This is a genomic window from Bacillus jepli (genome assembly GCF_047238305.1).
In the GTDB taxonomy this organism is placed as follows: Bacteria; Bacillota; Bacilli; order Bacillales; family Bacillaceae_L; genus Ferdinandcohnia.
This window is the reverse complement of the sequence record NZ_JBDFMO010000001.1, coordinates 3,408,332-3,422,037: the sequence shown is the minus strand read 5'-3', so window position 1 is coordinate 3,422,037 and position 13,706 is coordinate 3,408,332. Positions and strand designations below refer to the sequence as shown.

At 36.2% G+C, this 13,706-nt stretch carries 14 protein-coding genes and 1 pseudogene; 7 read left to right on the top strand and 8 right to left on the bottom strand.

Features of this window, described 5'->3' with window-relative positions:
• Positions 1 to 134: 134 nt before the first annotated feature.
• Positions 135 to 1,187 carry an alpha/beta fold hydrolase gene (locus ABC371_RS17525; protein WP_412897966.1) on the top strand — a complete coding sequence of 351 codons (1,053 nt, stop codon included), beginning with the start codon at positions 135 to 137 and terminating at the stop codon, positions 1,185 to 1,187.
• A gap of 122 nt (positions 1,188 to 1,309) precedes the next feature.
• On the top strand, positions 1,310 to 1,453 hold the full coding sequence (locus tag ABC371_RS17520; protein ID WP_412897965.1) for a hypothetical protein: 144 nt from the start codon (positions 1,310 to 1,312) through the stop codon (positions 1,451 to 1,453).
• A gap of 44 nt (positions 1,454 to 1,497) precedes the next feature.
• Here the strand turns inward: ABC371_RS17520 and ABC371_RS17515 are convergent, their stop codons facing one another.
• Positions 1,498 to 1,944 (bottom strand): RlpA-like double-psi beta-barrel domain-containing protein, encoded by a 447-nt coding sequence (locus ABC371_RS17515; protein ID WP_412897964.1) that lies wholly within the window; start codon positions 1,942 to 1,944, stop codon positions 1,498 to 1,500.
• Between the two features lie 123 nt (positions 1,945 to 2,067).
• Positions 2,068 to 2,514: an RrF2 family transcriptional regulator gene (locus tag ABC371_RS17510; protein ID WP_412897963.1), complete on the bottom strand. Its 447-nt coding sequence runs from the start codon at positions 2,512 to 2,514 to the stop codon at positions 2,068 to 2,070.
• 173 nt (positions 2,515 to 2,687) lie between these two features.
• Here ABC371_RS17510 and hmpA point away from each other — a divergent pair, with 173 nt between their 5' ends.
• Positions 2,688 to 3,908 carry an NO-inducible flavohemoprotein gene (gene hmpA / locus ABC371_RS17505; RefSeq protein WP_412897962.1) on the top strand — a complete coding sequence of 407 codons (1,221 nt, stop codon included), beginning with the start codon at positions 2,688 to 2,690 and terminating at the stop codon, positions 3,906 to 3,908.
• A 98-nt stretch (positions 3,909 to 4,006) separates the two neighbouring features.
• Here hmpA and ABC371_RS17500 read toward each other — a convergent pair whose 3' ends face one another.
• Positions 4,007 to 5,344: a uracil-xanthine permease family protein gene (locus ABC371_RS17500; RefSeq protein WP_412897961.1), complete on the bottom strand. Its 1,338-nt coding sequence runs from the start codon at positions 5,342 to 5,344 to the stop codon at positions 4,007 to 4,009.
• Between the two features lie 274 nt (positions 5,345 to 5,618).
• Here ABC371_RS17500 and ABC371_RS17495 point away from each other — a divergent pair, with 274 nt between their 5' ends.
• The gene (locus tag ABC371_RS17495; RefSeq protein ID WP_412897960.1) at positions 5,619 to 6,596 is read left to right on the top strand and encodes a Rieske 2Fe-2S domain-containing protein; all 978 of its coding nucleotides are present in this window, start codon (positions 5,619 to 5,621) and stop codon (positions 6,594 to 6,596) included.
• Between the two features lie 52 nt (positions 6,597 to 6,648).
• On the opposite strand, the gene ABC371_RS17490 is transcribed toward ABC371_RS17495, so the two are convergent.
• The gene (locus ABC371_RS17490; RefSeq protein ID WP_412897959.1) at positions 6,649 to 6,915 is read right to left on the bottom strand and encodes a phospholipase A2 family protein; all 267 of its coding nucleotides are present in this window, start codon (positions 6,913 to 6,915) and stop codon (positions 6,649 to 6,651) included.
• 209 nt (positions 6,916 to 7,124) lie between these two features.
• Here ABC371_RS17490 and ABC371_RS17485 point away from each other — a divergent pair.
• From ABC371_RS17485 to ABC371_RS17475, 3 genes and pseudogenes are all read left to right on the top strand, one after another.
• A pseudogene (locus tag ABC371_RS17485) lies at positions 7,125 to 8,363 on the top strand (MFS transporter).
• A 115-nt stretch (positions 8,364 to 8,478) separates the two neighbouring features.
• Positions 8,479 to 9,051 (top strand): DUF502 domain-containing protein, encoded by a 573-nt coding sequence (locus ABC371_RS17480; protein WP_412897958.1) that lies wholly within the window; start codon positions 8,479 to 8,481, stop codon positions 9,049 to 9,051.
• A gap of 218 nt (positions 9,052 to 9,269) precedes the next feature.
• Positions 9,270 to 9,485: a hypothetical protein gene (locus tag ABC371_RS17475; protein ID WP_412897957.1), complete on the top strand. Its 216-nt coding sequence runs from the start codon at positions 9,270 to 9,272 to the stop codon at positions 9,483 to 9,485.
• A 33-nt stretch (positions 9,486 to 9,518) separates the two neighbouring features.
• Here ABC371_RS17475 and ABC371_RS17470 read toward each other — a convergent pair whose 3' ends face one another.
• From ABC371_RS17470 to ABC371_RS17455, 4 genes are all read right to left on the bottom strand, one after another.
• Positions 9,519 to 10,346 (bottom strand): hypothetical protein, encoded by an 828-nt coding sequence (locus tag ABC371_RS17470; RefSeq protein ID WP_412897956.1) that lies wholly within the window; start codon positions 10,344 to 10,346, stop codon positions 9,519 to 9,521.
• On the bottom strand, positions 10,339 to 11,241 hold the full coding sequence (locus ABC371_RS17465; RefSeq protein ID WP_412897955.1) for a WD40/YVTN/BNR-like repeat-containing protein: 903 nt from the start codon (positions 11,239 to 11,241) through the stop codon (positions 10,339 to 10,341). Before ABC371_RS17465 ends, ABC371_RS17470 begins: the two co-directional genes overlap by 8 nt.
• A 109-nt stretch (positions 11,242 to 11,350) precedes the next feature.
• Positions 11,351 to 12,169: an NAD(+) synthase gene (gene nadE, locus ABC371_RS17460; RefSeq protein WP_412897954.1), complete on the bottom strand. Its 819-nt coding sequence runs from the start codon at positions 12,167 to 12,169 to the stop codon at positions 11,351 to 11,353.
• 46 nt (positions 12,170 to 12,215) lie between these two features.
• Entirely contained in the window at positions 12,216 to 13,691 is a 1,476-nt protein-coding gene (locus tag ABC371_RS17455) for a nicotinate phosphoribosyltransferase (RefSeq protein WP_412897953.1), read from the bottom strand.
• Positions 13,692 to 13,706 lie beyond the last annotated feature (15 nt).

Sequence of the window (13,706 nt, the reverse complement as noted above, 5' to 3'; positions counted from 1 at the left end):
GGAAATGAAAACGTGCTTATTTTCAAAAAAAATTCAAGTTTATTAATAAGTTTGTCCATCTAGCCGTTCTCAAAAGTAGATTTCTTCTATATATATTGTATAAGTAGAATAAAAAATGAAAGGTGGTTCCCACTTTGATTGAGAATTCATTTTATAGCCAAGAGTTCCACGGTCCTTTTGAACTTCATAATTTAGGAGATTTCACACTAGAAGAAGGTGGAATGATTCCAAACTGTCAGCTTGCCTATTCGACATTCGGTGAACTAAACGAAGCAAAGGATAATGCGATTGTTCTCCCTACTTGGTTTTCAGGTACAAACAAGGCCTATGAGCCATATATAGGAGAAGGAAGAGCTCTAGATCCTAGTAAATACTTTATTGTTATTATCAACCAAATTGGAAATGGACTATCAAGTTCCCCGCATAACAGTCCCGCTCCTATTAGTTTGGTAAACTTTCCGAAGGTCAGAATTAGCGATGATGTACGTGCTCAACATCAATTCCTTACTGAAAAGTACGGTATTGAAGAAATTGCTTTAGTTGTAGGCGGATCAATGGGAGCCCAACAGACATATGAATGGGCTGTGAGATATCCGGATATGGTCAAGCGTGCTGCACCGATTGCTGGGACTGCCAAAAATACGACACACGATTTCATCTTTACAGAAACTTTAATAGATGCCATAACTTCAGATCCAGGCTGGAAAAACGGAAACTACCAGTCTTGTACAGAAGTAGTCGAAGGATTAAATAGACATGCAAAAATATGGGCCGTTATGGGGCTTAGCACAGAATTTTACAAACAAGAACAATGGCGCCTATTTGGGGTCAATTCTGTCAACGAATTCGTTTACGACTTTTTACAGCCTCTTTTTGCGGCAATGGATCCAAATGCGTTACTAACGATGGCATGGAAATGGCAACGTGGGGATGTAAGTCGAATGACAAACGGAAATCTCGAAGAGGCGCTTGGAAGAATTAAAGCAAAAACCTTTGTTATGCCGATTGATGAGGACATGTTCTTCCCTCCACGAGACTGTGAAGGCGAACAAAAAATGATTCCAAACAGTGAGCTTCGATTAATCAAAAGTATATGCGGTCATTTTGGCTTATTCGGTGTAGAAGGTCCAGCCTACTTTGATCAGATTGACAAACATCTTAAAGAACTATTAGCCACACAGGTATAAAATAACATACTAATAAAATTGAGCCATCGATCGAGATGGCTTTTTTTGTATGGTTAATATGTGTAAAAAGAAGCTCAAAAAGCCATATTAGTAAAATAATACATGAGAAAGGAAGGGAATCTATGAAGAAAGAAGAACATGTAAAGAACCAGGTTCTTTATATCACAAACCCTGCTTATGATGCTTTGCATTCAGAAAATCTTCTTGAGGAAAATGATGAGGAAAATCATCGCGAACATACCGTTCAAAGTGATTTAGAGGAATAAATTGAAAAAGGAGGACAATGGTCATTGTTCTCCTTTAGTCAATATTAGTCGAGTGGTGTAATTTCTACATTTAAGACTCCAACACTTGGTGATGCACCCAAAGCTTCAAATGCTTTACGATGAAGGTTAATTCGATTTGCTGGGTATTTCTTCACCTGATCAACTACTGTTACAATTACATCTTGATTTGGAACAAAGGATACATTTCGGATCCGTAAACGTTGACCACATTTAAAAGGGCTATTTTCTCCTACCGCTACAGTCATGTTGTGGTCATAGGACCATCCCATTTCACATTTTGTTGGTGTACCGCCCCAAGTCCAAGTTGCTTTTCCTAAAATCGTATCGGGATTTCGATTCCAATCCCACCCATAGTAAGGTGCCGAGTACTGCGGCACATACTGGTGATAATAATTATTATCATACATGTTCCGCGGTTCTAAGTATCCGTGACAATAAGGGCAGTAATAACCAGACGTAGGTCTTATCATCTCTCTCCTTCTCCTTTAAAAACCAATTTTCTAATTACTTCGTCTACTTAAATGTATGTAATACGACTAGTATTGGTTCCTATTGGAGAGTTCTACTTAGGTCTTTGCGGACATGGAAATTCTTTATTTATGATCCTGAATGTGAAATAAATTGAGCAAGTCTGATTTATTCGTCACTAAATCTTCTAACGTATACCCATTCAATACATTTATGAAAGCCTGTAATGCTTCATTTAATGCATGTTTTAGTTTACAAGATGGTGAAATGGAGCAATAGCCTCCTCCCTCTTTAAAGCAATCCACAATATTGAAGTCGTCCTCGGTATTCGACACTACCTCCCCAATATTAATATCTTTTGGATGCTTCGCGAGCCTAAAGCCTCCATTACGTCCACGAATGGTTTTGATGTATTCTAGCTTCCCTAAATGGTGAATGATCTTCATTAAATGGTTTTTTGATATATTATAAGCTTCTGCAATTTCTTGAATTGTACACAATTCTTCTTCATTTTTTATAGCCAAATACATTAATACACGTAAAGAATAATCCGTATAATTTGTTAACCTCATTGGAAAAACTCCTTATATTGATGAGTTCTAACTAAGTATAGCACGAAAGTCCTGCTTTTACTGTAAATGTGACAACTTTTCAAAAGATGTATTCAAAAGGTATCTTTTATTTACACTGTCGTTATATTATAAACATGTATTTTAAATATTTGTTTTAGAAAGGACGTCTTTTAATGCTTAGTCAACAAACAATTGAAATCGTAAAAAGCACAGTTCCAGTACTTGAAAAATACGGTAAAGATATTACATCTCACTTTTACAAACGTATGTTTAAAAATAACCCAGAATTATTAAATATTTTCAACCATGCAAATCAAAGACAAGGTCGCCAGCAAACAGCTTTAGCAAACGCAGTTTATGCTGCAGCTGCTCATATTGATAACTTAGGAGCTATTCTTCCTGTTGTTAAACAAATCGCTCAAAAACACCGCGCATTAGGAATCCAACCTGAACATTATCCAATCGTTGGTGAAAACCTACTTGGTGCAATTAAAGAAGTATTAGGAGATGCTGCAACAGATGAAATCATCAACGCTTGGGCTGAAGCTTACGGAGCAATTGCAGATGCGTTCATCGGCGTGGAAAAAGAAATGTATAAGGAAGCAAAGGAACAGCCTGGAGGTTGGGAAGGATTCAAAAACTTTGTTGTAGACCGTAAAGTGAAGGAAAGTGAAGTTATTACTTCCTTCTATTTAAAGCCTGAGGATGGAAAAGAAATTGCTTCGTATCAAGCTGGTCAATATTTAACTGTTAAAGTTCAGCCAGAAGGTGATGAATATACACATATCCGCCACTATAGCCTTTCAGATGCACCAGGAAAAGACTATTACAGAATTAGTGTCAAACGCGAAGAACATGGTGTCGTTTCAAATTACTTACATCAAGTAATTAATGAAGGTGATGTAATCACTGTAAGTGCTCCAGCTGGTGATTTCGTTCTTGAAGCAAAAGAAACTCCTGCCATTTTATTAAGTGGTGGTGTTGGATTAACACCAATGGTCAGCATGTTAAATACAATTGTAGAGCAACAGCCAGAACGTGAAGTTATGTTCATCCATGGTGCACTTAATAGTGAGGTTCACGCATTAAAAGATGAGGTTGCAGAACTTGCAGCAAAACATGAGAATGTGAAGAATTTCGTTGCTTATTCTGCCCCTACTGACCAAGATCGTCAAGACATGAATTTTGATAAAGAAGGCTTCATTGACCTTGATTGGTTAAAAGCAACTGTTGGTACAACAGAAGCCGACTTCTATTTCTGTGGCCCAGTACCATTTATGAAAATGATATACCGCTCATTAAAGGATTGGGGAGTTGCATCTGAAAATATTCATTTCGAATTTTTCGGTCCTGCTAGTGAATTAGAGGAATCCGCAGAAGCAGTAACTGCATAAAACTAATATTCTTATATAGACTCTCAGTTTCTATGATGAAATTGAGGGTTTTTTTAATTAGAAAAAGCCACCTAGCTTTTACTAGGTGGCTTTTACGATTATGACAAGGATTCAGTTTTTATCTTTTTCTTCTTTTCCTCAGGAATGAGCAAGTTGAGAATCAATACTGCGATTGCTCCCACAGCTGTACCAGAAGATAGAATATAGTTAGCAAAATCAGGAACACTGTATAGAATCTCTTTTGGTAATACGATTGTTCCAACCGTTAAGAGAATAGGAACGCCGATTACAATCATATTACGGTCGTCAATTGTAACATGTTGAATAACTTTTAAACCGTTCATTACAATTGCAACACAAACAACTCCAAAAATACCCTGGATAACAGGCTGAGGAATACAAGTAATTATTGCAGAGAGTTTTGGAATAAGCCCTAAGAAAATTAAAATAACCCCTGCAGCAATAATCGCCATACGGCTAGCAACACCAGTAATTGCGATTATACCAGCATTTGACGAATAACCTGTCACTGGTGTTCCACCAACTAAAGAACCTACAAAACAACCAATCCCTTCACCTACAGAACCACGATTCAAACGTTTGTCATCTAACTCTTCACCAGTTACTGTTGATACAACAAACCAAGTCCCAGTTGTTTCAATCAAAATAATCATATAGATAAATACCATTGTTAATATGGCTTGAAGATCAAAAATAGGTTGTCCAAATGGGAAGAAGCTTGGTAATGAAATCCACTTTGCTTCCTTAACAACTGAAAAATCTACTGTACCAAAGAACGACGCTGTGATAGTTCCAACTAGAATCGCCAAAATAACGGATACTAAACGGAAAAATGTTCCATACCCCGATTTTTTACGACCAAGTAACATAAAAATCAATAAAACTCCTGCTGAAACAGCAGCGATAATCACATTATGTCCAACATTTCCTGGAGAGGTGTAAATGCTATTAAATGCACTCGGCATTAATGAAATTCCAACTATGACAATTACAGTACCCCCTACTAGTGGAGGAATAATTTTTCTCACTGTTTTTGCAAAAACTTTTAGTGGGTATCCTAGGATTGCAATTAATAAAGCCCCTGGTATTAAACTCCCGAATACAGCTCCTAGTCCTAGCTTTCCACCGATAGCTGCAAGGGCACCGATTGGCACATAGGATGGACCTTGAACAACAGGTAATTTTAAACCACCAATTGTTTGAATAAGTGTGGCGATACCAGCTGCAAGAAAACACATTTGAATAAAGTAAGTTGTATTCATTGTGTTCAACGCTAGAAGCCCCGCAATAATAATTGGAGCAATATATAGATCCATTGCTAGAACGTGTTGAAAACCTAGTAAAAGCGATTTACCAACACTAATTTTGTCATTGACTCCGACGGCTAAGTTCGGACTTTGTGAATTCTGGTCCACTTTTCTTCCCCCATTTTATAAAATTAGTAAACTTAAATAATATTTTTTCAGAGTATAAACTCCTGTAGCCAATGGAATACAGCATGAATGTGTGAAATAACACTATTAACATGTTGTATAGCATATTTGCATTATAAAAAAGGTTTTTAAAAATGTAAATACTAAATACGAATATTTTATTTTATTAATTTATTAATGTTCGGTTTTCGTTGACTTTAATCATTTATCTATATAAAATGGAATGAGGAATTACACAAAACAAGGAGGATTGGTCATGTTAGTTGAAGACCAAGTATTAAGAGATCAATGGGTTGTTGCAGCAAAAGCTAAAGATATTAAAGAAGAACCACAACAAGTGATCGTACTAGGTGAAAGAATTGTTTTATTTAGAACAGAAGAAGGTATTCATGCTTTTAAAGACCTTTGTATACACCGCGGTGCAGCTCTTTCATTAGGATGTGTAAAAGACGGGCAGCTCGTTTGTCCATACCATGGCTGGGAATATAACTCTGAAGGAGATTGTACAAAGATTCCTCAATTGCCTGAAGGAAGAAAGATTCCATTAAAAGCAAAGGCAATTAAGTATTCTTGCCGTGAAGAATATGGCTATGTATGGGTGAATTTAAATAATAATAATCCTAGAATGTTTACTTATCGCCCGTTTGTTGATGAAAGCTACCATAATGTTTTATGGGGACAAACGGAAATTAATGCGAACCCACCAAGAGTTGTCGAGAACTTCCTTGATGTAGGTCATCTTGCTTTTGTTCATGAAGGATTTCTAGGTGTACAAGAGAAACCTGTAATCAGTGATTATAATGTTCACCAAGATAAAGAGCGTATCTATTCTGATGAAATCGCAATCTTCCAACCAGATCCAGATGGTACTGGAGTTGCTAAGGATGTATATTATACGTATGAAATTTTCAATCCTCTCGTTGTTCAATTTACGAAGAGAGACCCTGATAATGATAATAAAATGTCAATTGTGCTAATGATTCAACCTGTAACAGAAGGAAAATCAATTGCACATGGTATTATTTCCTTTAACTATGATACTGGAACAACTGATGAAGAAACGGTTAAGTTCCAAGATATGATTTTTGCACAGGACAAGCCAATTGTTGAAAATCAAAAGCCAGAAGATCTTCCATTAGATCTACAGGTTGAGCTTTCATTAAAATCTGACCGTATGAGTATTGCATATCGTCATTATTTGAAAAAAATTGGAGTCTCTCTAGGGACTGCCTAATACAGAAAAAGTGCCAATCCCCTATTTTGTAGGATTTGATTGGCACCCTTTTTTATTGTCTAAATAAATTTCTAAATCTCATTGCACCATAAAATAATGCTGCATCTCTTCCCTCTTTTGTATATCGGTTTCTCTGTTTTCGCAAACACTCCATAAAAGCAAGGTCACATTCCCGTGACGGGCCATATCGTCGATAGCATAGGTCATGTCTCATACAACATGAATCTACCTGATTTGTCGGCGGACCAGAACCTCCACAGCCTGGACCACACCATCTATAACCAGGCATACAAAAACCGAACCCTCTTCTGTCGCTCATCACTCTGCCCTCCTTTTTATTTCAGACTATATTAATAAAATATGTTTTTGTTTTCGGAAAGGAAGGGCTTTTACAACGCATAGCGTTAAGACTATTAAAAAAGAATTGAAAGGTCTGATAAAAGTTTGATAGTATAACATTAATATTGAGAGCACATCGAATAGTAATCATTGGAAATTCAACTTTTACATTAGGCGAAGGGGATTAAAATGAAGGGTAAATTTCATTATGCGTGGATGATTGTATTTGTGACTTTCCTCGCATTTTTAGCAGTTCAAGGAGGAAGATTAGCATTCGGAGCGTTTGTTGAGCCTTGGGAGCAAGACTTACATATGGACAGGGCGACAACTTCACTCATTTCAACTATAAGTTTGTCATCTATGGTTTATCACAACCTTTTATTGGGAGATTCATAGACAGATATGGTGCGCGTCTTATTTTATCTATTAGTACGTTTATTGTAGGAATTAGTTTCTTTCTTATTACTTTTGTTACGCAGCCTTGGCAATTATTCGTCCTTTACTCACTCGTATCAGTTGGTGTTGGCGGTGCATCGAATGTTGCCGGCACAGTTCTTATTACGAATTGGTTTAATAAAAAGCGTGGTCTTGCGTTAGGGATTATGGAAGCTGGCTTTGGATTTGGACAAATGCTCCTTGTACCTGGCTCTCTTATGTTAATTCACTGGTTTGATTGGAGAACCACGATTTTTATTTTAGGAGCTCTGCTAATCGTCATCGTGTTTCCTGTCGTACTCTTCTTTTTACGTAACCATCCCGATGAAAAAGCTGTGGAGCCTTTGGGCGGAAAAATAAATGAGAAAGAAGAATCTGGGACAGAACCTGTAAAGAAGCCTGTTTCACTTAAAGTTCTGTTTAAAATCCGCGAATTTTGGTTTTTAATGTTACCTTTTGCTGTCTGTGGGTTTACGACAAATAGTTTAATGGATACTCACCTAATTCCTTTATCCCACCACCCTGGATTTTCAGCAACTGTAACAGGAACAGCAGTAAGTATTTTAGCGGCTTGTAATCTTGTTGGAATCTTGCTTTCTGGTGCTATCAAGTAGCCGTAAACTATTAGTTTTTATTTATTTTACACGTGCAATATCAATTGGCATACTAGTTTACTCTCATAACACTGTGTTATTGTTAATATTTGCAGCTATTTTTGGATTCGTCGATTTTGCTACAGTTGCACCTACTCAATTATTATTAACTCAATATTTTAAAAACTATTCAATTGGATTTATTGTTGGGTGTTTATCTCTTAGTCATCAAATTGGTTCAGCATTAGGTGCTTATATTCCAGGACTATTATATAGTAACTATGGTAATTATGAATTATCTTTATATATATCAATCGTAATTGTTCTGGCTGCAGCCATTATGAATCTTTTATTGCCTGAACCGAAACGAATGAAAATAGTTGATAAAAGGGCAAGCTAATCCAGAGTTTGCCCTTTAAAAACGCCTAAAAATAGAACCATGGACATCTGTATTCTAGTTTGACCATGGTGTAAAATCTTTAAGCATTACAATAGGGATATAAGGAGAAATTTTAATGAAAAGCATTTTACGAAATTTTATTAATGGAATTTTGACAATTGTTCCGATTATTTTAGTTGTGTATGTAGTCTTTAAAGTCTTTTTGTTTTTAGATGGGATTTTAGGGAATTTCCTTAAGCCGTATTTGAGAGAGGATTATATCCCTGGAATTGGATTATTACTCACATTTGTCGTCATTACGATTCTAGGATGGTTATCAACAAAAGTATTTGCGGGAGCTATTTTCCGTTTGATTGACAAATTGTTAGAAAGAATTCCGTTAATCAAAACTTTATACTCTGTTATTAAGGATACCTTCAATTCCTTTCTTGGTGAAAAGAAGTCATTTTCAAAGGTTGCACTTGTGACGATACCTGGTACAGACGTAAAAGCAATTGGTTTTATCACGACTGAAGATGTCGAAAGTTTTTATGATCCATTGAAGGACTATATCGCTGTTTATATTCAGCAAACTTTTCAAATTGCAGGTTTTACCTTCTTAATTCCTAAGGATGAAGTTGAAATTATTGACGTCAAGCCTGAGGATGCCATGAAATTTGTAGTTTCTGGTGGAATGACATCAAAATAAAACGAAATACCTTATTAATAAAAAAGAACGTACCTTCCCTATTTAAGGACGTTCTTTTTTATTCGCACGCAAGTTAACATAATAACATTATGGTATACTAAACGAAGGGTTAATATATTGAAATTATTTTTCAAGTTTTACGGACCAAAACAAATTTTAAACATATATTATCACGTAAATATTTGGGCTCTTATAACTGATTCTAAGAGGTGATAAGCATGTATGTTGTCCATTACTTTGAAAATAAAAATCTTTTATTAACCCAACTGGTGCAAACGGTGCCATCTGTTGATGACGCGATCAAAATAAAAGGAAAAAAAGGAAAAGTTTCCAAAGTAATCGATATTGATCAAAGAAATATTCATGTCCAGGTTGAGTTAGACCGGATTGTGAAAAAGAAAACAGTTGACGATTCAAAAAAGAAAAGACGATAAAATCAGAGAACGCACTGATCAAGGAGTGCGTTCCTATCTTTGTAGTGTAATGATTTCAACATCGCCCATTGATGCCTTATAAAGGCTTATTGTTCCCGTTACACCTATTCCAGTAGAAGGATCCATTCCAAAATCATCATTTAACGCAATTGTCCATTTAGCTTCATTATTTTCAACTAAAACAACTGCTAAAGTACCAAATTGAATAATATCATCCCAGGAAAAGGTTGCTGAATTTCCGTTATGTTCGACTGTAAATCCGTCCGAGTGAGTAGATATTTTGCTATTTCCACCCTTCCATTCGCCATAAATGGCAGAACCAACATAATAATACGATCCCCCTCTACCTCGGTCACCATATGTACCAATATATTGGTGAATTGAATTGTCTTTCGCCTTATATGTCATCGCAGCAACATCAGTTGCTAGCCATTCAATTTTATATTCACCATTCATTTGATATGGAAGAGTCTCCTTTTGGCGAGCGAAAATTCCATAATAAGTTCGATAATAATGAGCTTCCTCGCTATCATCTTTTATGATGAATATATGCTTAAAATCAGGTGAAACACTTATGATCTGATTGATCGGATGTTTAAAAAGCAGAATGCCATTAAAAATAAAAAACAACATTAATAAAGATGAGCTGAGAATCCTTCCTTTCTTCTTTATGTGTAGCAGCATCCAAAATGACAGACTTAAAAAAATTCCAACCAAAATATTAATCACATAAAATAATCGATTATCACTATACTCGATTAGAAATTTGGAGTGAAGGAAAAAATAGCCCATTTGAAGAAAGAAAAATCCGATTGCGATTACAAAGAAAATCCATCCTAATGCTTTTTTACGACTATTCATTTGGTGTAACCTCCGATGCAAACTCCCACGATACCCCTTGATCATATGAAACAAATTTCCCTTTTACCTTCCCACCCATATAATCTCCATTAGGTCCTTGGTTAAGAAGAACAGCAAGATGATCATCTTCTTTAAAAGGAAGCTCTGCTGTCACAAATATCTTTTTATATTTTTCTGGGATAGAAAATGTGGATTTATTCCATGAAAATCCAGCATCTGTTGTTACATAAAAATCAGGTTCTTCAGGATTGATGATACCGTACGATAAGAAACCCGAATTTTCATCGACAAAACCACCATTATAAATAAGCCTTGTTGTACCTGGGTACGCTGTTTCTCTCCACGTTTTTCCCCCATCATTTGTGATAAATGTAGCTGACCATTCCTGAGACATAGTTCGATCGCCAGAAACAATAACATATCCATGTTTTTCATTTAGGAAATCCACTTTCCGAAATCTGATGCCTGGAGCATTTTGATAAATCATTGATTCCTGCCATGTTATCCCCTTGTCGAGTGAAGTAATTAGTTTAATACCACCTTCTATATATAAAAAAGTGGCTCTTTTATCTGTTAGAATAAAACTGTCATTTATAAGCTCTGTTTTGTTTCCGTTATATTCTCCACTAAATAGTTGCTCAACCTCTACTGGCACTGTAACCCAATCATCTCCATTATCATATGTAATCTTTAATTCATTATTTTGAAGTTTGTACCCAATTGAATCCGTCACAATGTTTGGATGTAAAGACTCAGCTCTCTCTCGATTTTCAGAAGGACTTAAAATATCTTCCTGTACAGGGGATGTTTCATCAAAAGATTTTTCATATTGAAAAATGGAAATAATTAAAATCAGAATGACTAAACTTGAAACCATGATCATTAGATTTTTCAAAAGATAAACTCCTTTGTTCTTTTATCCCTTTATTTTAACAAAAGTTTCCAACAAACAATAAGCAAATATAGAAAAAAGCCTGTCTCTATTTTTAGAAACAGGCCCAACACTACTTCCACCAGTCATCAAACATACTTGCTGGTAAATGTCGTTTATGTTTGGATATTTGATAGCGTTTTTCTATTTTTTCTGCGTCTTCTTTGGATACTACTTTTCCTTCCAAATAATCGTCAAGAATTTCATAACTGATCCCTAACTCTGTTTCATCAGCCTGCAATGGTTTTACGTCTAATAAATCAGCTGTTGGAACCTTCAAATACAGACGTTCCTCTGCACCTAACGCCTGTAAAAGAGCACGTCCTTGTCGCTTGGTTAACCCTGTTAATGGAAGAATGTCTGCTCCTCCATCCCCATATTTCGTGAAGAAACCAGTGACGGCTTCAGCGGCATGATCGGTTCCTACTACTAATAAATTATGCATTCCTCCAACAGCATATTGAGCAATCATTCTTTCTCTTGCCTTTACATTTCCCTTATTAAAATCATTGATCTCTTTAGAAGTCGATTTCTTGTACTCAGTCACAAAGGCATCAACAGTAGTTGCAATATCAAAGGTGATTGCATGGTCTGGGTTGATAAAAGCAAGTGCAGCCTTGGCATCATCTTCATCCTTTTGAATCCGATAAGGCAAACGAACAGCAATAAATGTGGCCTCATGCCCTTCGTTTCGAAGTTCCATGGCAGCCATTTGACAAAGCTTCCCTGCTAAAGTAGAATCCTGACCACCACTAATCCCTAGCACAAATCCATTTGTCTTGCTTTTTATGACATATTCCTTTAAAAAGTTCACTCTACGTTGAATTTCTTCTTTTGGATCAATTGTAGGCTTTACATGTAATTCTTTCATTATCTGTTGCTGAATACTCATGAAAGTTCCCTCCATTTTAAAATGGTCTTTTCGCAACAAACTTATTTTAATTGTTCATTTTTCCAATCATTTCTTCAATATTTTCCTTTACTTCTTCAATGCGTTTTATTTTATTATTCCAACATTCTTGGCTAAGGTCGACTGGATATTCCTCTGGCATCGTCGGACGCTTGTACTCATCCCATAGTAGTTCCAGATTTTCATTTAAAAACGCGCGGATTTCCTGTAAAGTTGGAATCTCATACACAAGTTTCCCATGATCAAAAATCGTATACTGCAATTCACGTGCTTCAAAATTCGTAACAAATTTACTTATAAATGTATGAACCGGATGGAACATTTTGATTCGTTTCTCATTCTGTGGTTCCTCGTGTTCAAGGGTAATGTAGTCACCTTCAGATTTTAGACTATTTTTATTAATGATTCTATACACTCGCTTTAATCCCGGTGTAGATACCTTTTCAGGGTTACCGCTAATTTTTATAGTGTCTACCATATCCCCATTTTTATCTTCAATTGACACAAGTTTGTAGACGGCACCAAGTGCTGGTTGGTCATAGGCAGTAATTAGCTTTGTTCCGATACCCCATGAGTCGATTTTAGCTCCTTGGGATTTTAAGTTGATAATCGTATGTTCATCAAGATCATTTGAAGCCACAATTTTTGCGTCCTTAAATCCTGCCGCATCAAGCATTTTTCGTGCTTCTTTTGATAAATAGGACAAGTCACCACTATCAAGGCGTATTCCAATGAAATTAATATTGTCTCCTTCTTCCTTAGCAACTCTAATGGCATTCGGAACACCGGATTTCAGTGTATCATATGTATCAACTAGGAAAACACAATCTTTATGAGTGCTCGCATAATGTTTAAACGCTTGATACTCATCTCTATATGCTTGTACTAGTGAATGAGCATGTGTACCAGAAATGGGTATGCCAAATAATTTGCCTGCTCGAACGTTTGAGGTTGAATCAAATCCAGCTATATAAGCAGCACGTGTTCCCCAAATCGCCGCATCCATTTCTTGTGCTCGTCTTGTACCGAATTCCATAGCAGCCTGATCTCCAACAACATGCTTAATACGGGCTGCCTTTGTGGCAATTAGCGTTTGGTAATTAATAATATTTAAGATTGGAGTTTCTAATAATACCACTTCACAAATTGGACCTTCAATACGAAGCAGAGGTTCATTTGCAAAAACGACTTCTCCTTCCTTCATGGAGCGGAGTGTGCCCGTAAATCGAAGTTCCTTAAGATAGTTAAGGAAATCCTCTTTATATCCTTCTTCCTTTAAATAGGCGATGTCCGTCTCACTGAATGAGAAGTTTTCTAGAAAATGGATAATTCTCTCAAGTCCAGCATAAACTGCATAACCATTCCCAAATGGAAGCTTCCGAAAGTTTACCTCAAAGACTGCTCTACGGTTATGTAATCCTTCCCTCCAATAAATTTCTGCCATGTTTATTTGATATAAATCTGTATGTAATGCCATGCTGTCGTCGTTAAAATGTTTGTTCATCAAAAATAACCTCCA

Coding starts and splice junctions, on each gene's coding strand:
- ABC371_RS17520 (WP_412897965.1), top strand. CDS start 1,310: ATGAAGAAAGAAGAACATGTAAAGAACCAGGTTCTTTATATCACAAAC.
- ABC371_RS17515 (WP_412897964.1), bottom strand. CDS start 1,944: ATGATAAGACCTACGTCTGGTTATTACTGCCCTTATTGTCACGGATAC.
- ABC371_RS17510 (WP_412897963.1), bottom strand. CDS start 2,514: ATGAGGTTAACAAATTATACGGATTATTCTTTACGTGTATTAATGTAT.
- hmpA (WP_412897962.1), top strand. CDS start 2,688: ATGCTTAGTCAACAAACAATTGAAATCGTAAAAAGCACAGTTCCAGTA.
- ABC371_RS17495 (WP_412897960.1), top strand. CDS start 5,619: ATGTTAGTTGAAGACCAAGTATTAAGAGATCAATGGGTTGTTGCAGCA.
- ABC371_RS17490 (WP_412897959.1), bottom strand. CDS start 6,915: ATGAGCGACAGAAGAGGGTTCGGTTTTTGTATGCCTGGTTATAGATGG.
- ABC371_RS17480 (WP_412897958.1), top strand. CDS start 8,479: ATGAAAAGCATTTTACGAAATTTTATTAATGGAATTTTGACAATTGTT.
- ABC371_RS17475 (WP_412897957.1), top strand. CDS start 9,270: ATGTATGTTGTCCATTACTTTGAAAATAAAAATCTTTTATTAACCCAA.
- ABC371_RS17470 (WP_412897956.1), bottom strand. CDS start 10,346: ATGAATAGTCGTAAAAAAGCATTAGGATGGATTTTCTTTGTAATCGCA.
- nadE (WP_412897954.1), bottom strand. CDS start 12,169: ATGAGTATTCAGCAACAGATAATGAAAGAATTACATGTAAAGCCTACA.
- ABC371_RS17455 (WP_412897953.1), bottom strand. CDS start 13,691: ATGAACAAACATTTTAACGACGACAGCATGGCATTACATACAGATTTA.